Source organism: Microcoleus sp. w2-18bC1 (assembly GCF_036700365.1).
Classification (GTDB): domain Bacteria; phylum Cyanobacteriota; class Cyanobacteriia; order Cyanobacteriales; family Microcoleaceae; genus Microcoleus.
The window spans coordinates 67,949-93,588 of sequence record NZ_JAUBOS010000007.1; the positions used below are offsets into that span (position 1 = coordinate 67,949).

The window sequence follows — 25,640 nt, forward strand, 5'->3', positions numbered from 1 at the left end:
GGCGAGGGAGATAAATTGTGAGTACAAATGACAGCAAACCGTCGGTTTTTATTGTTACCGGAATGCACCGTTCCGGTACGTCTTTAACAGCTTCTTTGTTTCAGAAAGTCGGGGTTGATATTGGCAAAAAGTTAGTGGGCCCGGCCGACGGAAATGTGAAAGGTCATTTCGAGAATGTTGATTTTGTGGAGTTTCACAAAAGTGTTTTGCGATCGCACGGTATTGATGAACTCGGATGTACGTTTGAAAAAACGATTCCGGTAGCAGCGGAATACGTGGAAATCGCCAAAAGGGCGATCGACCAAAATCAACTTCCTCACAAACATTGGGGTTGGAAAGACCCGCGAACAGCCCTTTTTTGGGATTTTTGGCTGACTTTACTCCCCGAAGCTAATTTTATCTGTGTTTATCGATCGCCCTGGGAGGTAGTCGATTCCCTTTACCGCCGGGGAACCGATGTCAGCTTGCTGCAAAATCCCGAAATGGCAGTAAAAATGTGGATTCACTACAATCAAAAAGTTTTAGAACTTTACGAACGTTTCCCCCATCGCTGTCTCCTAGCCAACGTTTACCCCATCGGCAACACTCCTGAACTTTTCCTCGATCGAGTCAACGAAAAATTTAACGTTAACTTAGGTGCGATACCGGGCGACAATTTTGAAGAATCTTTATTAGTCAACGATATTGTCAAAAGTCACAGACCAAGTTTAATAGAAAAATATTTTCCCGAAGCATTAGAACTCTATAAACTTTTGGAAACCCAAGCTGGGAATCTCAGCAGCGAATCGAAAGGTGCGATCGATCAAGTTATTCATTTCCCAGCATCTCCAGTCTGGCCATTTGAAGATTGGCTAAAAATCCGCTTGCTGGAAAAACAGCAAAAAACTAGCTCTTCCGAACTCAAACAGTGGCAAGAACAATTTCACCAGGCCCAGGCGAAAGTGTTGGGCTTAGAGACAGAATTAGGAGCAACTCAAGTACAGCTTGCAGGCAAAGAATCAAATTTTCAAGAAGCTTTAGCAAAACTTCTCGGATTAGAAACAGAATTAGGACAAACTCAGGTACAGCTTGCAGGCAAAGAATCGCAATTTCAAGAAGCTTTAACAAAAGTCTTAAAATTAGAAGCAGAATTAGGGCAAACTCAGGTACAGCTTGCAGGCAAAGAATCGCAATTTCAAGAAGCTTTAGCGAAACTCCTCGGATTAGAAACAGAATTAGGACAAACTCAGGTACAGCTTGCAGGCAAAGAATCGCAATTTCAAATAGCTTTAGCAAAAGTATTAGAATTAGAAGCAGAATTAGGGCAAACTCAGGTACAATTTGAAGAAGCTGAATTTATATTGCAGCAAAAGTTAGCTGATTTAATTCAGTTAGAAAGATCACAAAGTCAAACTCAGGAAAAATTAGAACACTCCCGCCAAGAAAATGAAAATTTTCGTGCAGAACTTGCTATAATTAAGTCTTCAATATGGTGGCAATCGAGAGAAAAGTTGTGGGAAGTTCAGTGCAAAATCCGCGACTGGTTCCCTAAATTTATTTTTTCGTTAGATCAACCCACTACTTGGCAAGTTTGTGATTCCAACCTGCTAATTGTCGGCTGGGTTTTTAACCAAAAAAGAGAGACTACAGCAGTCCGCGCCAGAATTAAAGATCATAGTTTCGCAGGCGTTTACGGCATAGATAGAAGTGATATAGCGCTAGCACACTCTAATATTCCGAATGCGAAGAAATCAGGTTTTACAATTCAATTGGAAGCGCCTGCCGGACGGCACGAAGTGCTACTGGAAGCGCAAGACGATCGAGGTAAATGGCATTTGTTGGCAGCTTATCCGTTGTTAGTTTCAACGATTCAAGCATCGTTAGATGTACCGGTGGTGTGGGAACAGCGTCAGGGTCAAATTTTGTTTGCAGGTTGGTGCTGCCACCACGATCACAAAATTGCTAAATTAAGCTTATTGTGCGGCGATTATTCTGTAGAATGCGCCTACGGTTTACGGCGAAAAGATGTCGGCGAAGTTTTTCCCGACTGGGTTAACAGTTCGGAAAGCGGTTTTGAGGTACTTGTGGATTTGCCGCCAGGGGAATGGCACGTTTCTCTGCAAGCTGAGTTAGAAACCGGGGAGATTTTGTCTTTTCAAGCGCCTAAAATATTGACAGTGCGGCGCTACCATATCTGGCAGCGGAGTGCAGATAAGTTTGAGGAGTTATCAAGGTTTACAGCCGCAATTCAGCAGCGGGCGAGGGAAAGAAAACAGCGTCTTGGTAGAATTGTGCCCTTGCCCTGGGAAATTGTGAAAGTGCTCCGCCAGTTGGGGAAGATTTATCGGCAGCAAAAACAGTTTACTGCGCCGGGAGATTTACTACCACCTGCGGGTTTTGTGGTGCCTAAACCAATTGATAGGTATGACGCTTGGCTGGAGGTGAATCAGTGGAACGATCGCGCGCGCGATTACTTGATTTCTCGGTTAAAATCCTGCCGGGAACCGCTGCCAAAAATTTCGGTAGTAATGCCAGTTTACAACCCACAGATAGATTTTTTAGAAAGTGCGATCGACAGCGTAATCAATCAAGTTTATCCAAACTGGGAACTCTGCATTGCCGATGATTGCAGCACCGATTTCACTGTCGCTGACACTTTGAAAAGCTGGGTTCAAAAGGACGATCGTATCCGCATCACATTTCGCACAGAAAACGGCAACATCAGCGCAGCAACCAACAGCGCCGCCGCCCTCGCAACAGGCGACATCATCCTATTTTTAGACAACGACGACGAACTCACTCCCGACGCATTAGGCGAAGTTGCCCTATATTTTGCCGCGCATCCAGCCACCGATTTTCTCTACTCCGACGACGACAAAATCGACACTAAAGGTCGCCGATTCGCCCCGCAATTCAAACCGCAATGGTCGCCGGAACTGCTGCTTTCCTATATGTATCTCGGTCATTTGTGCGCCGTGAGAAAACATATTTTTGAACAAATAGGCGGTTTACGGATAGGTTTTGAAGGCTCGCAAGATTACGATTTTGCCTTGAGAGCCACCGAAATTTCTCGTCACGTCGCCCACCTGCCGCTAGTGCTGTATCACTGGCGAACCGCACCCGGTTCTACAGCCATATCTGGGGCCGCGAAACCCGCCAGTTTTTCCGCAGGTCAAAAAGCCATTCAAGACGCACTAAACCGCCGCCAAATTAACGGTAATGTCGCTCAGCACGCATGGGCGATTAAAGAAAATTTGGGCATATTTGCCCAGGATTTCCCTGATAACGGCCCATCAGTAACGGTGATTATTCCTACTAAAAATCAGCTAAAGTTGCTGAAAGCTTGTCTGGATTCTCTAGAAACTACAACCTACAAAAATTATCAAGTTGCCGTTATCGACAACGAAAGCGACGACCAGAAAACTCTGGAATACTTAAAGGAATTAAATTGCCAAGTTTTGCGGATAAAAAATCCTGGGGGCAAGTTTAGTTTTGCAGCAATTAACAACCGCGCTGCCGAACAAGTTGACAGCGAATATGTGTTGTTTTTGAACAACGATACTGAAGTAATTAACCCGCGCTGGCTGAGTCAAATGGTGGGATACGCTCAAATCGCAGGCGTGGGTGCAGTCGGCGCGCGGCTTTTATATCCAGACGGCAGAATTCAGCACGCGGGTATAATTCACGGGCTGCATCACGGTTTGGCTGGTCACGCTTTTAAGCTGATGAACAGCGAAAATCGAGGGTATCTTTCTCAAGCGATGGTAACGCGAAATTACTCTGCGGTAACAGCCGCTTGCACGATTACTCCGCGTCAATTGTTCTTAGAATTGGGCGGTTTTGATGAGGAGAATTTTGCTGTTGCTTACAATGATGCAGATTATGGATACCGACTGTTAGAACGGGGTTATCGGTGCGTATATTGTCCTGATGCGGAGTTGTTGCACAAAGAGGGAACTTCTAGGGGTTTTACCGACAATCCTCAAGAAGTGGCGGCTTTTAGACGTAAGTATGCGGGCAAAAATGACAGTTTTTACAGTCCTCATTTGTCTTTAGAAGATGAGTATTTTCATATTCAACCTCGACGGGTTTTTATGAAAGAAGAAGGTTCGGCAACGGATTTTGTAACGGATGTAACGGATGTAACGGATGTAACCAATAATGAAGAAGTAAAATTTAATAATTCGGGTTTGTTGGTAGCAAAAGCAGAGAATTTGATTCATCCTATCAGAGTTTTGATGTGCAGCAATTCGCTAGATTTTACGGGTGCACCGCTGCATCAGTACGAAATTGCAGTGAAATTGGCGGCTGAGGGTGTGGTTAAGCCGATCGTACTTTGCGTAACAGACGGGCCCCTGCGTCAAGCTTACGAACAGCAGGGAATTGAAGTAATTGTGCGCGACAATCCTCTCGAACACATCTACCAGCACGATGCTTACGATGAAGCTATCTGCAGTTTTAGCACAGAAATTGCAAGTTTAAAAGTAGATGCAATTTATGCCAATACTTTAGAAAACTTTTTTGTAGTTGATGCCGCGCGGCAAATCGGAATTCCTACAGTGTGGAACGTGCACGAAAGCGAACCTTGGCAAACTTATTTTAACAGGTTTGGTTCGGAGATTGCGGCGAGAGCTTTAGAGTGTTTTCGATTTCCTTACAAAGTGATTTTTGTGGCGGATGCAACGCGGGACAGGTATTTACCTCTCAACAGCCACCACAATTTTACCGTGATTCACAACGGCTTAGATTTGAGCAAACTGGAAAGTTCGGAAAACTCTGAATTGGCTAGAAAAACTTTAGGTGTTGCAGCAGAAGATGTGGTACTTTTGCTGCTGGGAACGGTATGCGAACGCAAAGGCCAGCAGGATTTAGTTAAGGCACTTTCACTTTTGCCTGACAAATGGCACAATAAAATTAGGTGTTTTATTGTGGGCGATCGCCCTAGTATTTACAGCAATAAATTAGCCGAGTTGGTGGGGGAATTGCCAGCAGATTTGCGGCAAAGGGTGACAGTAGTCCCGGAAACTGGGGAGACGGGAAAATATTACAAGGTGGCTGATATTTTTGTTTGCACTTCTCGCGTCGAAAGTTTTCCAAGAGTGATTTTGGAGGCGATGGCCTGCGATTTGCCAATTGTTACATCGCCAGTTTTTGGGATTAAAGAACAAGTGAGGCCGGGAATTAATGGTTTGTTTTATACGCCCGATCGCCCGGACGAATTAGTTGCAGCTTTGATTAGTTTATTGGAGGATAAATCTTTGCGCCAGCAGTTAGCTGAAAATGCTAAATATGTCTTGGCTTCACTTAATACTTTTGAGGAAATGACTCAAGCTTATGCAGCGATTTTCTGCGAAGCATATTTCAGCCGTCATTAGTCATTTTACAGTGCCAGTGTCCCCGCCAGTGAAGGGCAGTAACTCACCTCCTAAACTTTTGGCAGGATTTAATATAATTTGCCAAGAATTGCGGAACATATTGGAAATTGAGCCATCAATACTATAAAATAATCAAAAATGAACGATGAAAAAATGACCGATCGCCCAAGAGTAGATTATGAAAGGGCCTGGGACAGTTATGCCCAACAGTGGCAAAAAACTACTGCCGAACTTGCCCATATTGGCGACGAATGGATAGGTAAAGCTGCCGGTGCAGCCAACTCCTTAGCCGAATACGAAGCGCTGATCGAACAGCAATTTATTGCGCCGTATATCAAAAAAGAACATAGGGTTTTAGAAATTGGTATCGGCGGCGGAAAAACCGGTTCGCTGCTGCTGAAATATTGCGATCGACTAATTTGTGCCGACATTTCCAGTCAAATGCTGCAAGCGGCGCGATCGCGCTTGGGAGACGATCGTGTTTCTTACGTCAAACTCGACGGTTTAACATTAGACGGCATCGCCCCAGGTTCAGCCGATGTCTGCTTTTGTTACGATACAATGGTACACGTAGAGCCGGTAGATATATTCAACTATCTGACTCGAATTCCCAAACTGCTGCGGGGCGATCGAATTTGCGTGTTTCACCACACAAATATTTTTACCGAATTAGGGTGGCAAAAATTCGCCAGCGAGTGGGACAAAAACTTACTAGGGCACAGAGACGGCACAGCATTTTCAGTTATGACTGATACAATTATGGAAAAATTTCTCCATCATTTAAACTATCAAATCATCCTGAAAAATACATCTTCAGTACCGCGAGATTGCGTCTGGATCTGCAAAGCACCAACCCCCAATGAATAAAACCAAAGCTTTTTAGCAGAATCAAAATATTTTATTCCAACAGTCAACAGTCAACAGTCAACAGTCAACAGTCAACAGTCAACAGTCAACAGTCAACAGTCAACAGTCAACAGTCAACAGACAACAGTCAACAGTCAACAGTCAACAGACAACTGACAATGAAAGCATTATTTCTCCATCCCAACTTCCCCGCCCAATACCGCCACATTATCACGGCTTTAGGCGCAGATCCCAAAAATCAAATTGTTTTCGGTACTAAAAACGAGCGCCCAGAGTGGAACATTCCCGGCGTTCGCAAAGCAGCATTTACCCCCAGCCGGGAACCCCACGCGCAGACTCACCAATACGTCCGCCCTTTAGAAAGTGCCGTCATCTACGGACAAGCCGTATTTAGAATGGCAGAACAACTCAAAGCAGACGGTTTCGTACCCGATATTATCTGCGGACATTCCGGTTGGGGGCCGACATTATTTGTCAAAGAAGCTTTTCCAAATACGCCACTTTTGTGTTATTTCGAGTGGTTTTATCATGCTATTGGTTCCGACGCAGATTTTGACCCAGCGGAACCTTTAACAGTTGACGATATGGCCAGAATTAGAATCAAAAATGCGCCGATTTTGATCGATTTATATTCTTGCGATTGGGGTTTATCACCAACTTATTGGCAGCGATCGCAATTTCCGCCAGAATTACAACAAAAATTATCCACACTCCACGACGGCGTAGATACCGATTACTTCAAACCAGACCCCGGTGCTAAACTGGTTTTGCCTAACTTAGACTTGTCTGGCGTTGATGAAATTGTCACCTACGTATCGCGGGGAATGGAACCTTACCGGGGTTTTCCTGAATTCATTGAGTCGATCGCCTATGTACAAGAACGCCGCCCCAATTGTCACGTCGTAATCGTTGGTTCAGAAAGAGTTTGTTATGGGCGTTCTTTACCAAACGGCGAGTCTTACAAAGACTATATGCTCAAAAAAGTACCCCTAGATTTGTCGCGAGTTCACTTTGTCGGGCCCCTACCTTACGGACTGTATCTAAAAGTAATTCAAGCATCCGACGTACACGTTTATTTGACCAGACCTTTTGTCCTATCTTGGTCTATGATTGAATCTCTATCAACCGGATGTTTAGTAATCGGTTCCGACACAGGGCCAGTCAGAGAAGTTATCCGCGATGGAGAGAACGGTTTGCTGGTCGATTACTTCTCACCGAAACAAGTAGCCGATCGCATTGATGAAGTTTTAGACCATCCTACCCGCATGGCAGAAATTCGCATCAAAGCCCGTCAAACCGCCCTAGAACGCTACAGTTTAGCTAAAATGCTGCCGCAACATCTACAACTAATTGAGCAAGTAGCAAATCGTTCCATGCCGCCTACAGTTGGTATGGAACCAGAACGGGAATTAGCAGCATCTTTTGCAGTGAGAATTTAGCAATAAAGTTGGTCAGGACTAAACCCCGGTTCACAACATCTCCTGTGCGGTGTATTCGCACAGGAGATGGTTGTTTCATTCTCTTGTAGGGGCTGCCCCCATGTCTGAAACGCCGTGAAATCGTCTGTGGGAGGGTAGGCATTCTTGGCACTACAAGAGTCAAAATCCCGATTTTGGTGAGAATGAAACCGCCCTGCTGATTGTTGGGGGACGCAAGAGTAAGTTCTTGTCCCCCCCTTTTTTAAGGAGGGGGGCTAGGGCGGATCGAGCTTAAATGAACCGAAATGGAGCCATAGTTGCTGGCAGCATTCATGCGAGTGGTAAAAAGCAGCACACCTGTAGAATTGGATGTAGTGGAGGCATTTAAGTGGGAAAGTATGGGGTTGGTAAATTTACAAGCCAATCTCGCGACGGTGAGTTGCTAGTTTTATGGGCAGTATTTTGGCGATCGCTTGAAGTAGCAGCCGATCGGACTTTTCAGGAATACCGAGCCAGCAACGATAAGTTGTCATTTGTATCATGCTACGTTCTTTTGCTTGCTGTGCTTTTATCCGAGCTGCAATAACAGCTAAAAGAGCGTAACAACTTACCTCTTAGCAGCTTTAATTATATAACTAGCAATTTGCGTTACTACCATAACTGAAACACATTTTGCGATCGCTTGGAGGAAGTTACATTTGAAAACGGGCTCTTTAACTGTTGTCGGGACGGGAATTCAATTAGTTGGTCATCTGACCTTAGCAGCGAAGGCGTCGATCGAGCAAGCTGACAAAGTTCTGTTCGCCGTAGCCGATCCTGTTACTGCTAAATGGCTACAGACACTCAATCCCACCGCAGAAGCCTTGCCTTACAATACCAACAATCAGCGGCGCAGAGAGACATACCGGGAGATGGTCGATCGCATTTTGGCAGAAGTTCGTCAGGGGTTGAATGTTTGTGCAGTTTTTTACGGTCATCCCGGTGTTTTCGCTTACCCCACCCATGAAGCGATTAAACAGGCGCGTCACGAAGGCTTTCGGGCGCAAATGTTGCCAGGAATTTCAGCCGAAGATTGCTTATTTGCTGACTTGGGTCTTGACCCAGGACGCAACGGATGTCAAAGTTTTGAAGCGACAGATTTTCTGATTCGGGGGCGTAAATTTGACCCGACCAGTGCTTTAATTTTGTGGCAGATTGCGACGATCGGCAATCTGGGTTTTTATCAAGAAGAGATTCAATTGCGCGGTCTAAAGGTGTTAACTGAAGTGTTAGAAATGCACTATGGTTCTGACCACGAAGTAATTGTTTACGAAGCAGCAGTTTATTACCCGGTTTGCGAGCCAGTTATCCAGCATATTCCTGTGTCCAAACTGGCTGAAAGTCGTGTTACTCTAGTTTCGACACTTTATGTTCCGCCTCAAGCGTCTGCACCTGTAGACAGTGAAATGATGGCACGGTTGGGTATGTCTTTTGTTAAGGAAAGTTAATGTATTTTGCCAAGAGAATGTAGTAAAAACTACATTCTTTGTCCAGCAGATAAAAAGTGTATGTGTTAGAGGAGAAAAAATGTGGTAATGTCGCTTTATATAGAAGAAAATCCTGACGATGGGAAGGCTCTGGCTCATCGGGGTGAAACTCATCGGCTGACGGGAAATTTTGAAGCTGCGTTAGATGATTTCAACCGATCGCTCGAGTTGGAACCTAACAATGCTTGGGCGATCGCACACCGGGGCGAAACCTATTATTTGATGAAACGCTATCAGGAGGCATTCGCAGATTTCAACCGCGCCATTGAACTGAACCCTGATTATAATTGGGCGATCGCACATCGAGGCGTAACCTACCGCTTTCTGGGAGAAGCATATTACCCAAAGGCGCTGGCTGACTTGGATCGAGCAATTGAGCGTCAGTCGGATTACGTTTGGGCGATCGCTTATCGCTGCCGCGTCTATGCCTTGATTAAAAGCTACGATCAAGCTCTGATTGACTTCGAGCGAGCGATCGCCCTTGACAGAACCATATTTGTAAAAAATTGGCAAATTGAGAAAGGGTTGATCCTTTGCTATGACGGTCAATATTCTGAGGCGATCGCCTGTTGCGAAGAGAGGTTGCAACAGGTTTCTGATGACACGACAGCTTTGTACTGCATTGCAGTATCTAAAGCGCGTTGGCAAGGAGTGGACAAAGCAGCAAGCGAAATCGAGCGATCGCGAACAGCATTGCTTGCTCAATGGGAGACAGGCGATCGGGGAGATCTTCTCTACCGACTCTGCGGTTTAGCAATCTTGACAGGTAACTGCGAACAAGCATGGCAATATTTGCGAGAAGCTATTCCGATCAATGATGAAGCCATTGAGTTAGTCGGTCACGATCCAGCTTGGTTGGATTGGCGGGACGACCCGAGAACTCAGGCATTACTCGCTAGTTAAGTGTTTGAGAAAAAAAAATTCAAGTAATTAAACATCAAGTGTCTTTTCAGGAGAATTTTATGCAGATGGATATCAGCGATATGATGATGGCTCAACAAGCAGAAACTCTTCGCTTGTCAAAGGCTTACGAACAGGCGATCGAGATTTTTGAACAACTCCTGCAAAAGTATCCAGACAATGCTTGGGTCTATGCTCATCTAGGAGCAATTTACGGTGAGGTGATGGATTATGGCAAAGCAGAAGATTACTTAACGGAAGCGATCAAAAAGAGCAATAATTATTTCTGGGCTCACGCACAGCTAGGTGAAAATTACCGCCTCCAGGCAATTGCGAATAATCGGAATAAGGAAGATATTGAACAAGCTATAGAACATTTTAAATGGGCGCTTGATGCTGAAAAAATAGAAGACAGCAACTATGCGTGGGCCTTAGCTCATTTGGGAGCAACCTACCGTCTGAAAATGACTTCCGATCTAGTAGGGCTGAGCAGAAATTTGATAGATAAGCAAAGTAAAGAAGACGCTTTGAATTGTCTTAACAGAGCGCTTGAACTTATGCCTACATACGCTTGGGCATGGGGTATGCGAGCAACAGTTTACAGATTGGCTCAAGAATATGAGGATTCATACTGGGATTTAGAAGTAGAAACAGTAATAGCTCCGGAAATAGGGGTTTTGCAAAACTCTCCTTCTCCCGTTCCCTTCCTAGAAACCAGGAGAGTAAATCTTCACGAACATGCACTACTGTCTTTTTATATGACCAAGAGAGAAAGCGAAATACAAAAGAAAGACAGGCACTATGGTAGGGCGCTCGCATTTGCCAAACAAGCCTTGATAGTTCAACCAAACGAATTGATTGCTCAGTTAATTTTCACCGTAATTCAAGCTCACCAAAAGAAAGAACAACCGGGCGGCATACAACCAAAGGATCTTGACAAGCTTAACAAAAAAATAAGTAAATTTTTTGAATATGGAGAGTCAGAATTTTCTACAATTTGTCAAAGGGTATTGCGAAATCTAATTAAGGTCGATCGAGTCGATCCTCAGTATTTGGAAACTATCCGCGACAAATCTAAGGAAGCGGGGAAAGAACATAAATTAGCCAAGCTGATTTTAAACGATGTGATAGACTACCCTGATAAGGATCTTGATCGAAACCCACAATTATGGGTGTGGAAAAATTATGCACTGACGCAGACTTGTACTATTGTTCTTTTCTTGCTTAGTGACTTAGGATACGTTTTGGCTGACAACAAAGATATTGGCGCACCAGAGCCTTATAGACTGCTTTCCCAGGCAATCAATCCTTACTACACCTGGGAAAGGGTTTACCAAACTCCAGTACATTCGGATAAAGAAAGGCTTACAGCATACGAGGTTTTGCTTAAAAAGGTAAATTTAGATAGCTTTTATCAGGGAGGCAAGCTACAGGCAAACACTATGTAAACCCTGACATTCTTCATTATTCACTACCTTAAATATTAGGAGGATAGATCATGAGCCAACTATTTCATCTATTAACAGATCTAGCACTTGACCCCAAGAAACAAAGTGTTTTCATCAATAACCCCAGTTCCTTAATGAACGAGGTAGGTTTATCTGAAGCTGAGCAAACTGCGATCACGAGCAAAGACTCCGCTAAAATTGCAGCGTTCTTTGCAGACGAACTAATTTCACTTGCCATTACCACTAGCGATCCAGGCCCCGATCCCTTGCCAGATCCAGACCCTTTTCCTCCTTCTCCACCGTCAGACCCCAAACCTGACTCTGAGTAAGATGTGGTATTGAAGTCAAACCGCTCATAATTGTCTACACTTTTAGAAAGTAGATTGATATTTCACAAGCTCAAACCGCACTTGTTGCGGTTTTTTGTCATAAAAACCTAACTATGCAAAATTACCAAATTAGTGAAAAACTGCATGAGAGCAGTAACTCGTTAGTCTATCGCGGAGATCGGCAAGCAGACAATCTGCCTGTTATCCTCAAAATGCTCAAAGAATCCTATCCTTCACCTGAAAAAATTGCCTGGTTTAAGCGAGAGTATGAAATAACCCAAAACATTAACTTACCAGGCGTAATAGATGTTTACAGCTTCCAAAACCTAGAAAATCAGTGGGTAATTGCCTTAGAAGATTTTGGTGGCGAATCCCTCAATCAGATAATCGCTAAGAAACAATTTACAATTGCTGAATTTCTCCATCTGGCAATTGAAATTGTTGACATTCTCAGTCAGGTTCACCAGCAGCACATTATCCACAAAGATATTAACCCATCAAATATTGTTTTAAATCAGCAGACAGGTAAGCTGAAGCTAATTGATTTTGGAATTTCCACAACACTGTCGCAAGAAAACCCAACCTTTCTTAACCCGAACGTATTAGAAGGAACGCTGGCTTATATCTCGCCAGAACAAACAGGTCGCATGAATCGAACAATCGATTACCGCACTGATTTTTACTCTCTGGGGATAACTTTTTATGAATTACTAACCGGACAGTTACCTTTCCCCACCAATGATGTTTTGGAATTAGTGCATTGTCATATTGCTAAACAACCTACCCCACCGCACGAACTCAAACCAGAAGTTCCACCAATTATTTCGGCGATCGTGTTGAAATTAATGGCAAAAAATGCTGAGGAACGCTACTTGTCAGCATATCAAATAAAGGCAGATTTACAAGAATGTCTCAGACAGTGGCAGAGCAAAGAGCAAATTGACCCTTTCCCAATTGCTCGGCACAATATTTCCGATCGATTTCAAATTCCCCAAAAACTGTACGGACGAGAGCGGGAAATTTCTGCCCTATTAGCTGCTTTCGAGCGAGTCAGTCAAGGAACCAGTGAAATGATGCTGGTTTCTGGATATTCTGGGATTGGAAAAACAGTATTAATCCAGGAGATATATAGGCCGCTGACTCGCCAACGCGGTTATTTTATTTCTGGTAAGTTTGACCAGTTTCAACGAGATACTCCCTACGCATCCTTAATTCAGGCATTTCGTTCGTTAGTACGGCAGTTACTAACAGAAAGCGATGCAGAAATTAGCAAGTGGCGAGAGAAACTCCAAGCAGAATTAGGGGAAGCTAGTGCGGTAATAGTTGAAATTATTCCTGAAGTAGAACTAATTATTGGTTCCCAACCACCCCTACCAGATCTCCCGCCAGCAGAACAGAGAAATCGCTTTAATCGGGTTTTTCAAAAATTTATTAATACATTTACTCAGCCCGAACATCCATTAGTAATTTTCTTGGACGACTTACAGTGGGCAGATATAGCATCGCTGGAATTAATTCAACTGCTGATGACAGTAGCAGATAATAAATATCTATTTCTGATGGGCGCCTATCGCGATAATGAAGTAACCGAGGCGCATCCTCTAACTCAAGTTTTGGAAAATATTGCCAAAGCAAAAGTAACAACCATTAATAAAATTTTGCTGGCACCTTTAGTCTTAACCGATATTACGCAACTTTTAGTTGATACGCTTTTTGCGGAATCAAAAAATGCTAAGCCACTTGCCGAATTACTCCAACAAAAAACTGGCGGTAATCCGTTTTTTATCAATGAATTCTTAAAATCCCTGCATTCTGAAGCCTGGTTGTATTTTAACTACCAATCTCAGAAATGGCAGTGGGACTTAGAACAAATCAAAGCGCAACCGCTTACAGATAACGTTTTAGAACTAACGAGCAAAAATTTAAAAAAACTCCCGACAGCAACTCAGGCAGTATTGAAATTAGCAGCTTGCGTAGGAAATCAGTTTGACTTGAAAACACTGGCGATTATCTATGAAAAATCTCTCCAAGAAACAGCAACCGATTTACGGTCAGCACTCCAATCTGGTCTAATTATACCCCTCAGCCATGCTTATCAGTTGGCGGAACTTGATGTAGCAGGTTTGTCAGATCAGTTAGTTGCAGAATACAAATTTGCCCACGACCGCATTCAACAAGCAGTTTACTCTCTCATCTCCGAAGCAGATAGACAGTCAGTACATCTGCGAGTGGGAAGGTTATTACTCCAAAATACATCATCTGAAGAATTGTCACAGAAGCTGTTTGATATTGTCAATCAGTTGAACAAAGGCCGTGCGCTGATTGAGCGACAAATAGAGCGATACGAGTTAGCTCGATTAAACTTAAAGGTCGGTAAAAAAGCCAAATCTTCAGCGGCTAGCCAACCAGCTTTCAATTACCTTCAGATCGGCTTAAGTTTGTTAAATAAAAAGAGTTGGTTGCAGCAGTACAACCTTACCTTAGATTTGCATTTAGAAGCAGCAGAAGCAGCTTATACAATTGCTAATTACGATGAAATGGAGCGCTTAGCTGGGGTAGTTTTGCAAAAAGCCCAAACGCTGTTAGAAAAAGTAAAAATATATGAAATTAAAATGCAAGCTTATTGCGCCCAAACGAAATTTATGGAGGCGATCGACATTGGGCTAGAAGTTATGAAATTACTAGGGGTAGAATTACCGGAACGACCGAACCAATCGGATCTGACACGAGAGATAGAGCAGATAAAATTTGCCTTAGCAGGTAGGCAAGTCCAGGAGCTAATCGACTTACCCCAAATGGTAGATCCGCATAAACTGGCAGCTATGAGGATCATGAACTACTTATTTGGTCCTGCGTTCATAGCAATTAATCAACTGAGCTTGGTAAATTGGTGCAGACAGGTCAATTTATCAGTTCAGTATGGTAATTCCGCTGATTCTGCTTTTCCATACGTAGGTTATGGGCTAATCCTATGCCTAACAGGAAAAATTGACACTGGCTATCAGTTTGGTCAAATTGCTTTGAAGCTACTAGAACGGTTCAAAGATCAAACATTCAAAGCCAGAACTTATGCAATGTATCATCTATTTCTCAAGCATTGGAATGAACCTCTCAAAGATACATCATCTTTTTGTATGGAAGCTTATCAAAGTGGCATAGAAACAGGAGATATTGAATATGCTGCTAGTGCTATAGCTAGCCATGCTTACGCTTTGTACCTAAGCGGTATGGAGTTGATGGATGCGAAGAAAAAGATGGCAAAAGCAATTGAAGTTACTTATCAAACTAAACAGGAACCTTACCTTCATTGGACTCAAACTTATATGCAGGCGATCCTAAACTTGATGGGACAAGCAGAAAATCCCTGCCGTTTGATTGGTGAAGTATATGATGAAGAAAAGATGATACCAATTCATCTAGAAAGTGGCGATAGAACTGCGCTCATGCAAGCTTATTCACATAAAGTTACTCTCTGTTATATTTTTGAGGAATTTCAGCAAGCTGTTGAGAATGCCGACTGCTTTGAAGAATACTCAGCTAATGCAGGTTCTTCGTATATTCTCCCTCCTGTCTATTTGTATGATATGTTAGCCCGATTGGCGCTATATCCTAATTCCTCAGAAACGGAAAGAGAAGAAATCCTGACAAAGGTGGCTGCTAAACAAGAAAAAATGGAAACATGGGCAAAGCAGGCTCCCATGAATTACCTGCACAAATTCTATCTAGTGGAAGCGGAACGCGATCGCGTATTAGGCAACGATAAAGATGCCAGAGAATATTATGACAAAGCCATCATCGTAGCCCGCGAAAACGAATATCTCAACGAAGAAGCCCTCGCCTACGAACTAGCAGGCAGGTTTTATTTAGCCAGAAATCAAAATCATGTTGCCCGTCACTACCTGCAAGATGCCCACTATGCTTATCAGCGCTGGGGGGCTGTAGCTAAAGTCAAAGATTTAGAAGCGCGATACCCGCAATTTTTAGCCATTCAGTCGCTTAGTTCAACCCGAACAGATACTGAAAATAATATCATCAATCCAATCACCACAACTGGTAGCAATTCCGGCGAAGCGCTAGATTTTGCCGCAGTAATGAAAGCATCCCAAGCTATCTCCGGTGAAATCGTTCTCGAACAATTGTTAAACCAGGTGATGAAAACTGTGATTGAAAACGCAGGCGCCCAAAAAGGTTTTCTCATTCTGGATAAAGGCGGAAATTGGGCGATTGAAGCGGAAGCAGCAGTAGAATGCGAGATCATTACCATTATGCAATCCATTCCCGTAGATTCTGTAGATCCTGCAACTGGAATTCCCCTCCTATCAACCGCCATCGTTAACTACGTCGCTCGCAGCCACGAAAATGTAGTATTAAATAACGCCACCGATGAAGGACAATTTACCCGCGACTCTTACATTACCGCTACTCAACCCAAATCGATTCTCTGCACTCCCCTACTCAATCAAGGCAAACTAGGTGGTATTCTCTACTTAGAAAATAATTTGGCGATCGGCGCATTTACCTCAGAAAGAGTCGAAACTTTAAAAATCATTGCCGCTCAAGCTGCGATCTCGATTGAAAATGCAACTCTCTACGAAAAATTAGAAGATTACAACCGAACTTTAGAGCAAAAAGTAGAAGATCGCACCGCACAATTAGCCCAAGCTAATGCAGAAATATTGGTTTTGAACGATCGGCTAAAAGTAGAAAACCTTCGCATGAGTGCCGAACTAGACGTAACCCGCCGCCTGCAACAAATGATTTTGCCTCAACAGCAGGAATTAGAGTCAATTGAAGGGCTAGAAATTGCTGCATTCATGGAACCCGCTGATGAAGTTGGCGGCGACTACTACGACGTACTAAATTACGGCGGTAAAGCCACAATTGGCATCGGCGATGTGACAGGACACGGTTTAGAAAGCGGCGTGTTAATGATTATGGCACAAACAGCAATTCGCACTTTGTTGGTTCACAATGAAACCGACCCAGTTAAATTATTGCAGACAGTCAACCAAACGCTTTTTGACAACGTAGAGCGCATCAATTGCGGTAAAAGTATGAGCCTTTCTTTGCTGGAATATCGGGGGGACAACATCCTGCGTTTGAGCGGACAGCACGAAGAGGTAATTGTCGTGCGTTCCAGTGGCGAAGTAGAGCGGATTGATACGATGGAGTTAGGCTTTCCCATCGCCTTGGAACCAGATATTGCCGATTTCATTGCCACTACTGAAATAGAGTTAAATTCCGGGGATGTTGTCGTACTCTACACAGATGGAATTACCGAAGCTTTTGATATGAATCAAAAGGAATACGGTATTGAGCCAATGATTGAACTTGTTGCCATTAACAGGGAAAAGTCAGCAGCAGAAATTAAGCAAGCTATTATTGACGACGTGCGGCGATACATCGGGGAGCAAAAAGTATTTGATGACATTACTTTGGTAGTAATCAAACAGAAGTAAGTATGGGAGAATTTAGTAGTCTGACTGTCCGAAACTCCGACAGGGAATGAATTCCCTGCCTCAAAGCTAAAGTCCTCTAAAGAGGACTAATGAGTTTAAAATTTTTTATTCTCAGTCCTCTTCAGAGGACTTTTGCTATTAGACAGGGGTTTCAACCCCTGGCGGACTGACGGGTAGGCGGGAGGATTGATGGACTAAAAGCTTAAGTTGACACGCCTTGGGCAATGCCGTTTCCCTACGCCCAAATAATCAAGAACACTTAATGAGAGATGTAATTTTCACCCGATTAATTGTAGGGAAATGGCACTGCCGTTTCCTGATTGTGCGTAATATTAATTCCGAGGCAAGCGGATTTTATATAACTACTCATTTTGTAAGCCTTTCTGCTTGACCAGCCCTAGAAATTACCAATTAATATTATAACCTACATTTGGCGATCGCCAATAGTTTACAAACCAGATATCGGCACAAAATCGTAACCGTAACTGGTGCGATTTCCGGGTTTAACAGTTACTAACTGAACTGCGCGATTGCGATCGCCCGAAGGTAAAAACCGAATCGGGCCCGATGCTCCATTTGCCGAAAAATCTGACGCCGATAAAGCTTGTTGAATGCCTGTACGAGTCGGATTGCGCCCTAAACCGGCAATTAACGCGATCGTCGCATCGTAGGCTAAAGCTGTGCGCCAACTTACTTCAGCATTCCAAAGTTGTTTGGATGTTTGGCGAAAGTTTGACTGCGGATCTGCGAGAATGTGCCAAGGAACAGCTAGCACCATATCTGTTGCGGCTGCGCCACCGATTTGCAGTGTTTTAGCAGTATAAGCATCGTCTCCTGCTAGTAACTGCAGGCGTTTGGCGTTTACTTGCACTACTTGCAAAGCTTGGTCGAGCGTGGCGGTATTGGCTGCTAAAACAATCACTTCTGCTCCCTGGGCGATCGCACTTTTAACGCTCTCGGCAGCATTAAAATTACCCTTAGCAAAGTCAAATTCCGATACTACTTGTCCGCCATCTCCGTAAAGAGCAGTAGTGAATTCACTTTTTAAAGATTTGCTATAATTGCTAGCAGAATTGAAAAATACAGCAGCTTTTTGCTTTTGCAATTTTGTCAGCATATAGCGGGAAATAGCATTAGCCGCAAACCGATCGCTCGGCACTGTCCGAAATATATTGTTGCCAACTCCTGAAAGCTGCACCGACGTACTTGTGGGAGAAATTGCTACTAATTGTTTTTGCTGGTAAATCTTGCTGGCTGCTAGCGTTGCGTCAGAACTAAAATGCCCTATCACTCCTAAAACTTCAGAGTTATTTGCTAAAGCACTGGCAATTTGCGAGGCAATCTCTGGGTTGTTGTCGTCGTTAGCAACTAGCACTTTTAATGGAGTACCGCTAACGCCGCCACTTTGGTTGATTTCATTTTGAGCTTGAGCGACGCCCCGCAGAATTTCTTGAGCACCATTGATATCGCTGCCAATGGGAACTGCGGCGGCAATTGTGTAGGATTTGCGATCGCCGATGCGGGCGTTGTTGAGGTAAATTAGTGCTTCGGGATCGTTGCGATTGGTTTTCAGCGAAGCTTGTAAGTCGGAAATAGCTGCGTTATAGTTGCCAGATGCGATCGCCTGTACTGCTGCTTGTTTGGTTGTTGTGGCTTGATCTGGAAGTAACAGTTTTTCGCCAGCACTCAGACGCTGCCCAATTGCCTGCTCTGACTGGGGGGAATTCCCCGTCGCCGAGTTGGGAAAAGTCGGATTTTGGGGTGATAAACCCCCGACATTGATGCCGCCTCGGCTTGTCAGCCACCAAATACCTGCACCGGCTAGCCCGATCGTAATTAGGAGCGATAATACCAGAACAGCGGTTTCGTTTTTTTGGGACATAATTTTACCTTTTTAGATTTTTGAAATAACGAAGTCATTAGTCATTAGTTATTAGGAGCGAGTCAAAAACATTGAACCAGGAGAAAAAGTGATTTTAACTTGGCGATCCCGAATTGATATAGATTGCATCAGATAGAGTGATTGGATCTATCAATTGATGATTTCGGAGCTGAGACACCCTGCAAGCCTAAAATCCAGTAGTCACTATTCCCTTATTATATGCGATCGCCCGGATCTGATATAATTCAGTAACATTGGCATAGTCAAAATAGCGATCGCACTCTTTAGTCTGAATGCTTTCAAGGTGGTTCCACCAGAAAAGTGCAGGAATTTTTATAAGTTACCGCATCAAAGATTAGTGAACCCTACCCTGCAAGAGCGCCACTTCCTCCATTCCAAATTTAGTTAAGCAGGCAAGAAATGATAACTGGTGAATTAGATAAAACGCTGAGTGTTGGAACTGAATTATACAATCTGACGTGAGTACACCTGAGAACTACCTTGAAAAACACCTAGGGGCTAACTCTTCAGTCCTGTATTTAGTTACAAATTTTTACGTTCAAAGTTGGATATATATCATAAACCTTTGAAAAAAAGCTTTTCTTAATCATATCTTTATTTTTCTCCGCGAGGGGGACAGGGAGGGAGGCTGTAACAGCAAAGGGTTCGGTAAAATAATTAAAGTTTGTTGAAATTTATAAAAATAGCTGCAATACTTTGTAATGTAAAGAGGAAAGTTGAAAAATATCTAAAGACAAACTAATTGGATTGCGATGTCGCTAAGGTAGTATATATGACGGTTTGTCACAGAAAAAGAGTGTTAAGCTCCGCTAAGCTCAGCAAAAGTAAAAGCTCGCTATTTCATTAAGTTCGATCGATAACAAAGGCTAAGGTAAAGTTCATGGCAAACTCAGTTGTAAATCAGCCAAACGCAGCAGGAGTGCAGTGGCAGCCACAAGATATTATCCGCGGTCTAGTGTGGAAAATTGCGATCGCAACCTGGCTGTTAATGGCAGTAGGCAGCGCCACGCGAGTCATGAATGCGGGGCTCGCTTGCCCCGACTGGCCGCTGTGCTACGGTCAATTAATACCCGCAGCGCAAATGAATTTGCAGGTATTTCTGGAGTGGTTTCACCGGTTGGACGCAGCGGCAATTGGCTTGAGCGCGATCGCACTTTTAGGACTATCTTTGTTTTACCGCAGCCGCCTGCCAAAATGGCTGCCTTGGGCGAGCGCTGGGGCAGTATTTCTAATCGTTTTTCAGGGCGTATTGGGCGGCTTGACAGTAACACAACTGCTGAGATTTGACATCGTTACCGCTCACTTGGGAACAGCTTTACTATTTTTTGGCACCCTGCTAGTCATCGGTTTCATGCTGACTCCCTACCAAGCTACAGGAAATGTCGGCAAATTAGCTTGGGTAAGTTCGATCGCAGCATTATTAGTTTACCTGCAAAGTTTGCTAGGAGCATTAGTAGGCTCTAGATGGGCACTGCACCAATGTTTAGACTCCTCAGAATTGTGCTCGGTAATGAACAGCCACATCGCCGGTATCGTACCAGCTACAGCAGCGACTTTAGCCGTAGCAGTCATGGCTTGGCGGCAGCCTGCACTGAGTCCAAACTTGCGAAAACTGGCTAACTGGGCGAGTGTTTGCCTAATTGCTCAATTAGTTCTGGGATTAGCAACTTTCCGGCTGCACCTTCAGGTAGAACCGCTGACAGTCGCCCACCAAGCAGTCGGTGCTGCTTTGCTGGGAACCCTGATAGCTTTTAGTGTTTTAGCTTGGCGCGATCGAGTTTTATCAGCTTGAGAGATAAGTAAGATGGGGCGGGTTTATTAATCCTTGTAGCTACAGCAAATATTTATCCTAAAACCCGCCCATACAACCTAATGACGAATTCGCAAATAATTACTAACAGCTTACAACCGATGCAAGAAATCCTTACCAACGACAGCCCCCGCCTCCACGAAAACTTTTCGCAAGTGGTGAAAAGTTACTATCAACTAACAAAACCCAGAATTATTTTACTGCTGCTAATCACCACATCAGCAGGAATGTGGATGGCGGCCAAAGGAGAAGTAGACCCGCTATTACTGGTATCAACTATTACCGGAGGCGCTTTAGCTTCTGCGTCGGCGAATACGATTAATTGTGTCTACGACAGCGACATCGATTATATTATGGAGCGCACCCGGTGGCGGCCGATTCCTTCGGGCCGTGTCAAGAAGCGGGATGCTTTGATATTTGCGATCGCCCTAGCTACAATATCCTTTACATTGCTGACAGTTGTTGCCAACTTATTAGCGGCATTGCTAGCAATGTCAGGCATCGTTTTCTATGTCCTAATTTACACCCACTGGCTGAAGCGTCACAGCGTGCAAAACATCGTCATTGGCGGTGCAGCAGGGGCGATTCCGCCGCTAGTTGGGTGGGCTGCGGTGACGGGAGATTTGAGTTGGGGTGCGTGGCTGCTGTTTGGGATTATCTTCCTGTGGACACCGCCGCATTTTTGGGCATTAGCAATGATGATTCGCGACGAATACAAGGAAGTAGGCGTCCCGATGTTACCCGTAATTGAGGGCGACGAAGAGACAGCCCGCCAAATTTGGATTTACACGCTATTGATGATTCCTGCAACTTTGCTGCTAGTTTATCCCCTGCATTTAGCGGGCGCGGTGTATGCGGGTACAGCTATTTTCCTGGGTGCTATTTTTGCCCAAAAAGCTTGGTTGCTGTTGCAGACTCCCGAGGATAAGATTGTTGCGCGATCGCTCTTTAAATACTCTATTCTGTACCTGATGCTATTGTGCGCCGGAATAGTGGTTGACAGTTTGCCTGTGACTCATAACTTTACTACTGCTCTTGTACAAAATGTGCAAACTTTGATTAGTGCCGTTGTGATGTAGTTAGGACTTACGCAGAAATACCAAAGAAACCGGGTTTTTCACCAGTATTAAAGTCTCAAATCCACTATTTCGCTAAAAAACCCGGTTTCTGCCTAAGTCATAGTAGTGAGTTAAATTGCAATTCTTAAAATTCAGCCCGCATCTAGCGGGTTTTGTTTATTTAATTTAGGGAATGGGATATAACCATTTGCGAAATAATTGTGTTAAGCGCGGCATGATCAAATAGGTGAGCAGGATAACAGTGAGGCCTGTGATCATCAGAGATATGAGCAAGGCAGGAAGCCCTGATAGTAGCGGTACCAGCAAACGATTGAGAATAGAAATGGTAAAAAACACTCCCAACCATGTAACTAACGCCATTTTGTAGCGAGGGGGTGGAGCCTTCATCGATTTATTGGGCAGCGTAAACCAGGTTTCCAATCCGGTCAGGGTTTGAATATCTTCTGGCCTTTCAATCAAGGGCTGTAATCGCTCAATCCACTCTCGCCGAACATCAGATTCTAGCCATGTCTTGAGATTGTCGTAGCAATCGAACTTGAGAATGACCACGTACTCAGGATGAGCGTGATGCTGGGGTCGAATAGTGCTGACACCCAGATGTCCCTTGAATTTTCGTGCATCTGCAGCGATGCCATGAAACCATGCTTCGTAACCTTGGTCGCGCCCCGGTTTCACTACATGAGAGATCACAGCGGTGACTAGAAAGTTTTCTTCACTGGTATTGCTCGCCAACGGTTCTTCCAACATAGAATTTAGAGAATTAACTGAGAGAAAAGTTTTATTCAGAACAACCGCCCTAGAGACACCAAATTACTCGGCAATTTTCGGCAGCACGTCTGGAAACAGAAGGGAGATTAACGAATGCGATCGCAAATCTCTTCAGCATTCAATCCTCGCTTGTACCAGGTTGCGATGCGGCGAACGGTAATGCCTTTACCGACGATGTGGGGACATCCACCATGCAGTCCGGGAGTGTGTGTAATGAGCTTACCAATGTCAATAGATACTGCTGTGGTCATAAATTTTATAATCTTAACTATACCTATAATAGATGAAAACCCTATAGAGGCGTTAGAATTAAAAATGCAAAATCCAAAATGGAACCTACAGAGGAATCGGGAGTATGAGGATATATGCAAATTGTTTGGACAAAACACGCCCAGGAGCGTCAGCAACAATGGGAGGAGCGATTGAGAATTACCAGGGAAGAGGTTGAAGCGACTGTCACCAATCCTCAACAGATTATCGTGGAAGAGGATGTTTTGGTGGCTCAAATTAAACGAGGCAATGGTCTTCTGAGAGTACCCTTTGTTGAAATTGGCCAAACCAGGCGAATTTTAACCCTGTACTGGACAAATCAAGTCAAGCGATATTGGCAGGAGAATCCCAATGAAAGTTAAATACGATGCAGAAGCAGACATTCTGATTTTTATTTTCCGTGATGCGTTTCCAGCTAATGCTATCTCTGAACCTGGAGGCGTGATTGTCAGTTATGACGAAAGTGACGAACCAGTTAGCATCGAATTTCTCAATGCCTCCAAACGTAAACTGTTTAATGCTCAAGAACTCATACTAACGATCGCAACGTAGTTGATGCGCTCGATCGAGGTGGCATCGCAGAATTAGATCGCGGTGTGAGTTTGGGGCGATAAATGAAGTAAGCTAGAGAGAAAGGTTTCAAGCAATTTTAACCAATGCGAGCATCCGTTGCTTATCTGTTTGACAGAATCACAGTGCACCCAAGACAATGTGGCGGTCGTCCCTGCATCCGGGGAATGCGGATTCGAGTCATCGATATCCTAGAGTTGCTAGCTGCGGGGGAGCAAATTTTTGAGTTTTGCGGAAAATTGCCAGACTTGGAACTTAACGATATTAAAGCTGCGCTTTGAACTTGCTACTAAGTATGATTATGTCAAAGCCCCTAATGCTCTCAGAGTCGATTTTTGAGCGTTCGTCAATCCGCCCGGTCTCGAATATTCATGCCTTCATACAGCCGATCGCCCATCAACGTCCGGTTACAGCCACCAGTTGCGACATCCCATAGCTTAATCGTGCGAATAATAAATTAGGTCTTTTGGGCAATAATATAAACATGATTTTCAGGATACTGGTCATATTCGAGATGGCGGCAGGTGCAATGATGCTCAACCAGAATTTGCAGGAAAGTATCTACACCCAAAGTGCTGTAATCAAAGTCTTGACCTTGAAATGCTCCCGAAACCTCGCTGCTTGTATGTCCGCCGCCACAAGTGAACAGGATCACTCCATTAGGTTCAAGCGCATCGCATAGCTTTTGTATCACAGGCGCTTGCTTGTTGATTGGCAGGTGAAACGTGCTATCCCACGCTGCAATCAGGCTGTAAAGTTTCGGCAGCAGCCAATCACAAATGTCTTCCCGGTAAAACGTGATTTCTGGATGTAGCCGCTGGGCTAAATTGATCATTTCGCTAGAAATATCAAGTCCTTCAGGCTGAAATCCATGTTTGGATAAACTGTTAATAAAACGCCCGCTGCTTCCACACCCGACATCAAGTGCTGCGTGCTGCTTAGAAGTAAATTTAATCGCCCGTTCTAATTGGGCAATGCCGTAGGTTGAATGTTGATGCTCAGTTTGCCACCATTGGGCTATTCGGTCGTAGCGGGCCGATGTATCATTTGGCTCCATAGAGTCACCTCATAAGTCGCGATCGAGATTTTCAGGACAATTAAAATCTTTCTCTACGGTACACCCAGACTACGCGATCGCCCCTAACGCTTTCAATGTCGCTTTTTGAGCGTTTGTTAATCCCGTTGCGGCTTGAATATTCATTCAATATTGAACACTACCCAAATTTTTCAATGTTTCAATTTCGGGCTGTCAGTGGGAAAGTGGCGATTTCAGTTGCAGATTCTGGCAGAGGAGGGCGCAGACAAAGATAAACTAGCGGCCCTAACAGCGGAACTAGAGACACTGCCCAAAAAATGCGATCGTCCGAGAGTCCGCGGCGTGCCATGTCGTCTCCCAAAAGTGAGGGAAATATTACAGCCATCAAGCAACAATCCCAAGTTATTAAATGCACAAAAGGAATTAATTGCCACTGCCTGACATAATCTCCCCAATCTCCATTTAACCAAGCCCAAGCTAACAGCCAGATAGTAGTTAGTAAAAGTACAATCCCTGTCCAGCGGGAGTCTGATATTTTGATCAACATATCTTTGCGGCCGGAAAATTCTTGCTGAGGCTGGCGGAGGAGTAAATAGGGAATTAAGCCGATGATGCCGGCGCCGTTGGAAGCGAGGAAAGCAGGCCAAGCGGATATATTTTGGGTTTTCTCATCAATAAATAGGAGGCAAGCGTAGACCATCGGCCAGACTCCCATGAGAGCGAATATGGTGACAAGGTAGGGGTTGATTCCTTCTAGCTGCAACTTGAGCATTTTTTCCATAACTGTTAGCGTTCCGGGCTGATCGAGAGGAGCTAGCAGTAAGGTGTAGGCAATAAATGTTGCCCAGAGCAACCCCAGAAAAATTTTTGTTTTCATTATTATATATAACGAGTATTTGAACC

20 protein-coding genes are annotated in these 25,640 nt (G+C 44.1%); 15 read left to right on the forward strand and 5 right to left on the reverse strand.

Going from position 1 to position 25,640, the window contains the following annotated elements; translation table 11 throughout:
- Positions 1-17: 17 nt before the first annotated feature.
- The 9 genes from QT979_RS06885 to QT979_RS06925 all read left to right on the forward strand — a co-directional run bounded on the left by QT979_RS06885 (position 18) and on the right by QT979_RS06925 (position 17,301).
- Positions 18-5,354, forward strand: coding sequence for a glycosyltransferase (locus QT979_RS06885; RefSeq protein ID WP_333308867.1), 5,337 nt, complete (start codon positions 18-20; stop codon positions 5,352-5,354).
- A 138-nt stretch (positions 5,355-5,492) separates the two neighbouring features.
- A complete protein-coding gene (locus QT979_RS06890; RefSeq protein ID WP_333308869.1) occupies positions 5,493-6,221 on the forward strand; it encodes a class I SAM-dependent methyltransferase in 729 nt (242 codons plus the stop codon).
- 158 nt (positions 6,222-6,379) lie between these two features.
- Positions 6,380-7,660, forward strand: coding sequence for a glycosyltransferase family 4 protein (locus QT979_RS06895; RefSeq protein WP_333073645.1), 1,281 nt, complete (start codon positions 6,380-6,382; stop codon positions 7,658-7,660).
- 311 nt (positions 7,661-7,971) lie between these two features.
- On the forward strand, positions 7,972-8,085 hold the full coding sequence (locus tag QT979_RS06900) for a hypothetical protein (protein WP_333308871.1): 114 nt from the start codon (positions 7,972-7,974) through the stop codon (positions 8,083-8,085).
- Between the two features lie 252 nt (positions 8,086-8,337).
- Complete coding sequence (locus QT979_RS06905) at positions 8,338-9,126, forward strand: SAM-dependent methyltransferase (protein ID WP_333308873.1); 789 nt, start codon at positions 8,338-8,340, stop codon at positions 9,124-9,126.
- 87 nt (positions 9,127-9,213) lie between these two features.
- Complete coding sequence (locus tag QT979_RS06910; RefSeq protein ID WP_333308875.1) at positions 9,214-10,068, forward strand: tetratricopeptide repeat protein; 855 nt, start codon at positions 9,214-9,216, stop codon at positions 10,066-10,068.
- 65 nt (positions 10,069-10,133) lie between these two features.
- Positions 10,134-11,513 carry a hypothetical protein gene (locus tag QT979_RS06915; RefSeq protein ID WP_333308877.1) on the forward strand — a complete coding sequence of 460 codons (1,380 nt, stop codon included), beginning with the start codon at positions 10,134-10,136 and terminating at the stop codon, positions 11,511-11,513.
- A gap of 50 nt (positions 11,514-11,563) precedes the next feature.
- Positions 11,564-11,842: a hypothetical protein gene (locus QT979_RS06920; RefSeq protein WP_333308879.1), complete on the forward strand. Its 279-nt coding sequence runs from the start codon at positions 11,564-11,566 to the stop codon at positions 11,840-11,842.
- A gap of 113 nt (positions 11,843-11,955) precedes the next feature.
- The gene (locus QT979_RS06925; protein ID WP_333308881.1) at positions 11,956-17,301 is read left to right on the forward strand and encodes an AAA family ATPase; all 5,346 of its coding nucleotides are present in this window, start codon (positions 11,956-11,958) and stop codon (positions 17,299-17,301) included.
- 448 nt (positions 17,302-17,749) lie between these two features.
- On the opposite strand, the gene QT979_RS06930 is transcribed toward QT979_RS06925, so the two are convergent.
- Complete coding sequence (locus QT979_RS06930; protein WP_333308883.1) at positions 17,750-19,183, reverse strand: ABC transporter substrate-binding protein; 1,434 nt, start codon at positions 19,181-19,183, stop codon at positions 17,750-17,752.
- A gap of 901 nt (positions 19,184-20,084) precedes the next feature.
- On the opposite strand from QT979_RS06930, the gene QT979_RS06935 reads away from it, so the two are divergent.
- Entirely contained in the window at positions 20,085-20,996 is a 912-nt protein-coding gene (locus tag QT979_RS06935) for a heme A synthase (RefSeq protein ID WP_333227896.1), read from the forward strand.
- A gap of 119 nt (positions 20,997-21,115) precedes the next feature.
- On the forward strand, positions 21,116-22,093 hold the full coding sequence (locus QT979_RS06940; protein WP_333041877.1) for a heme o synthase: 978 nt from the start codon (positions 21,116-21,118) through the stop codon (positions 22,091-22,093).
- A 165-nt stretch (positions 22,094-22,258) separates the two neighbouring features.
- Here the strand turns inward: QT979_RS06940 and QT979_RS06945 are convergent, their stop codons facing one another.
- Positions 22,259-22,840, reverse strand: coding sequence for an antibiotic biosynthesis monooxygenase (locus tag QT979_RS06945; RefSeq protein ID WP_333215040.1), 582 nt, complete (start codon positions 22,838-22,840; stop codon positions 22,259-22,261).
- 107 nt (positions 22,841-22,947) lie between these two features.
- Positions 22,948-23,112: a DUF433 domain-containing protein gene (locus QT979_RS06950; RefSeq protein ID WP_333215038.1), complete on the reverse strand. Its 165-nt coding sequence runs from the start codon at positions 23,110-23,112 to the stop codon at positions 22,948-22,950.
- Between the two features lie 114 nt (positions 23,113-23,226).
- Here QT979_RS06950 and QT979_RS06955 point away from each other — a divergent pair, with 114 nt between their 5' ends.
- The 4 genes from QT979_RS06955 (at position 23,227) to QT979_RS06970 (ending at position 24,137) form a co-directional block, all read left to right on the forward strand.
- A complete protein-coding gene (locus tag QT979_RS06955; protein ID WP_333215036.1) occupies positions 23,227-23,493 on the forward strand; it encodes a DUF4258 domain-containing protein in 267 nt (88 codons plus the stop codon).
- A complete protein-coding gene (locus QT979_RS06960; protein ID WP_333215034.1) occupies positions 23,483-23,683 on the forward strand; it encodes a DUF2283 domain-containing protein in 201 nt (66 codons plus the stop codon). Before QT979_RS06955 ends, QT979_RS06960 begins: the two co-directional genes overlap by 11 nt.
- Positions 23,684-23,787: 104 nt before the next feature.
- Positions 23,788-23,982 carry a DUF433 domain-containing protein gene (locus QT979_RS06965; RefSeq protein ID WP_333215032.1) on the forward strand — a complete coding sequence of 65 codons (195 nt, stop codon included), beginning with the start codon at positions 23,788-23,790 and terminating at the stop codon, positions 23,980-23,982.
- A 20-nt stretch (positions 23,983-24,002) separates the two neighbouring features.
- Positions 24,003-24,137 (forward strand): hypothetical protein, encoded by a 135-nt coding sequence (locus QT979_RS06970; protein ID WP_333308886.1) that lies wholly within the window; start codon positions 24,003-24,005, stop codon positions 24,135-24,137.
- Positions 24,138-24,158: 21 nt separating this feature from the next.
- Here the strand turns inward: QT979_RS06970 and QT979_RS06975 are convergent, their stop codons facing one another.
- Positions 24,159-24,758, reverse strand: a complete 600-nt coding sequence (locus QT979_RS06975) for a class I SAM-dependent methyltransferase (protein WP_333308888.1) — start codon at positions 24,756-24,758, stop codon at positions 24,159-24,161.
- Between the two features lie 178 nt (positions 24,759-24,936).
- Positions 24,937-25,614, reverse strand: coding sequence for a DUF2834 domain-containing protein (locus QT979_RS06980; RefSeq protein ID WP_333215028.1), 678 nt, complete (start codon positions 25,612-25,614; stop codon positions 24,937-24,939).
- Between the last annotated feature and the right edge of the window lie 26 nt (positions 25,615-25,640).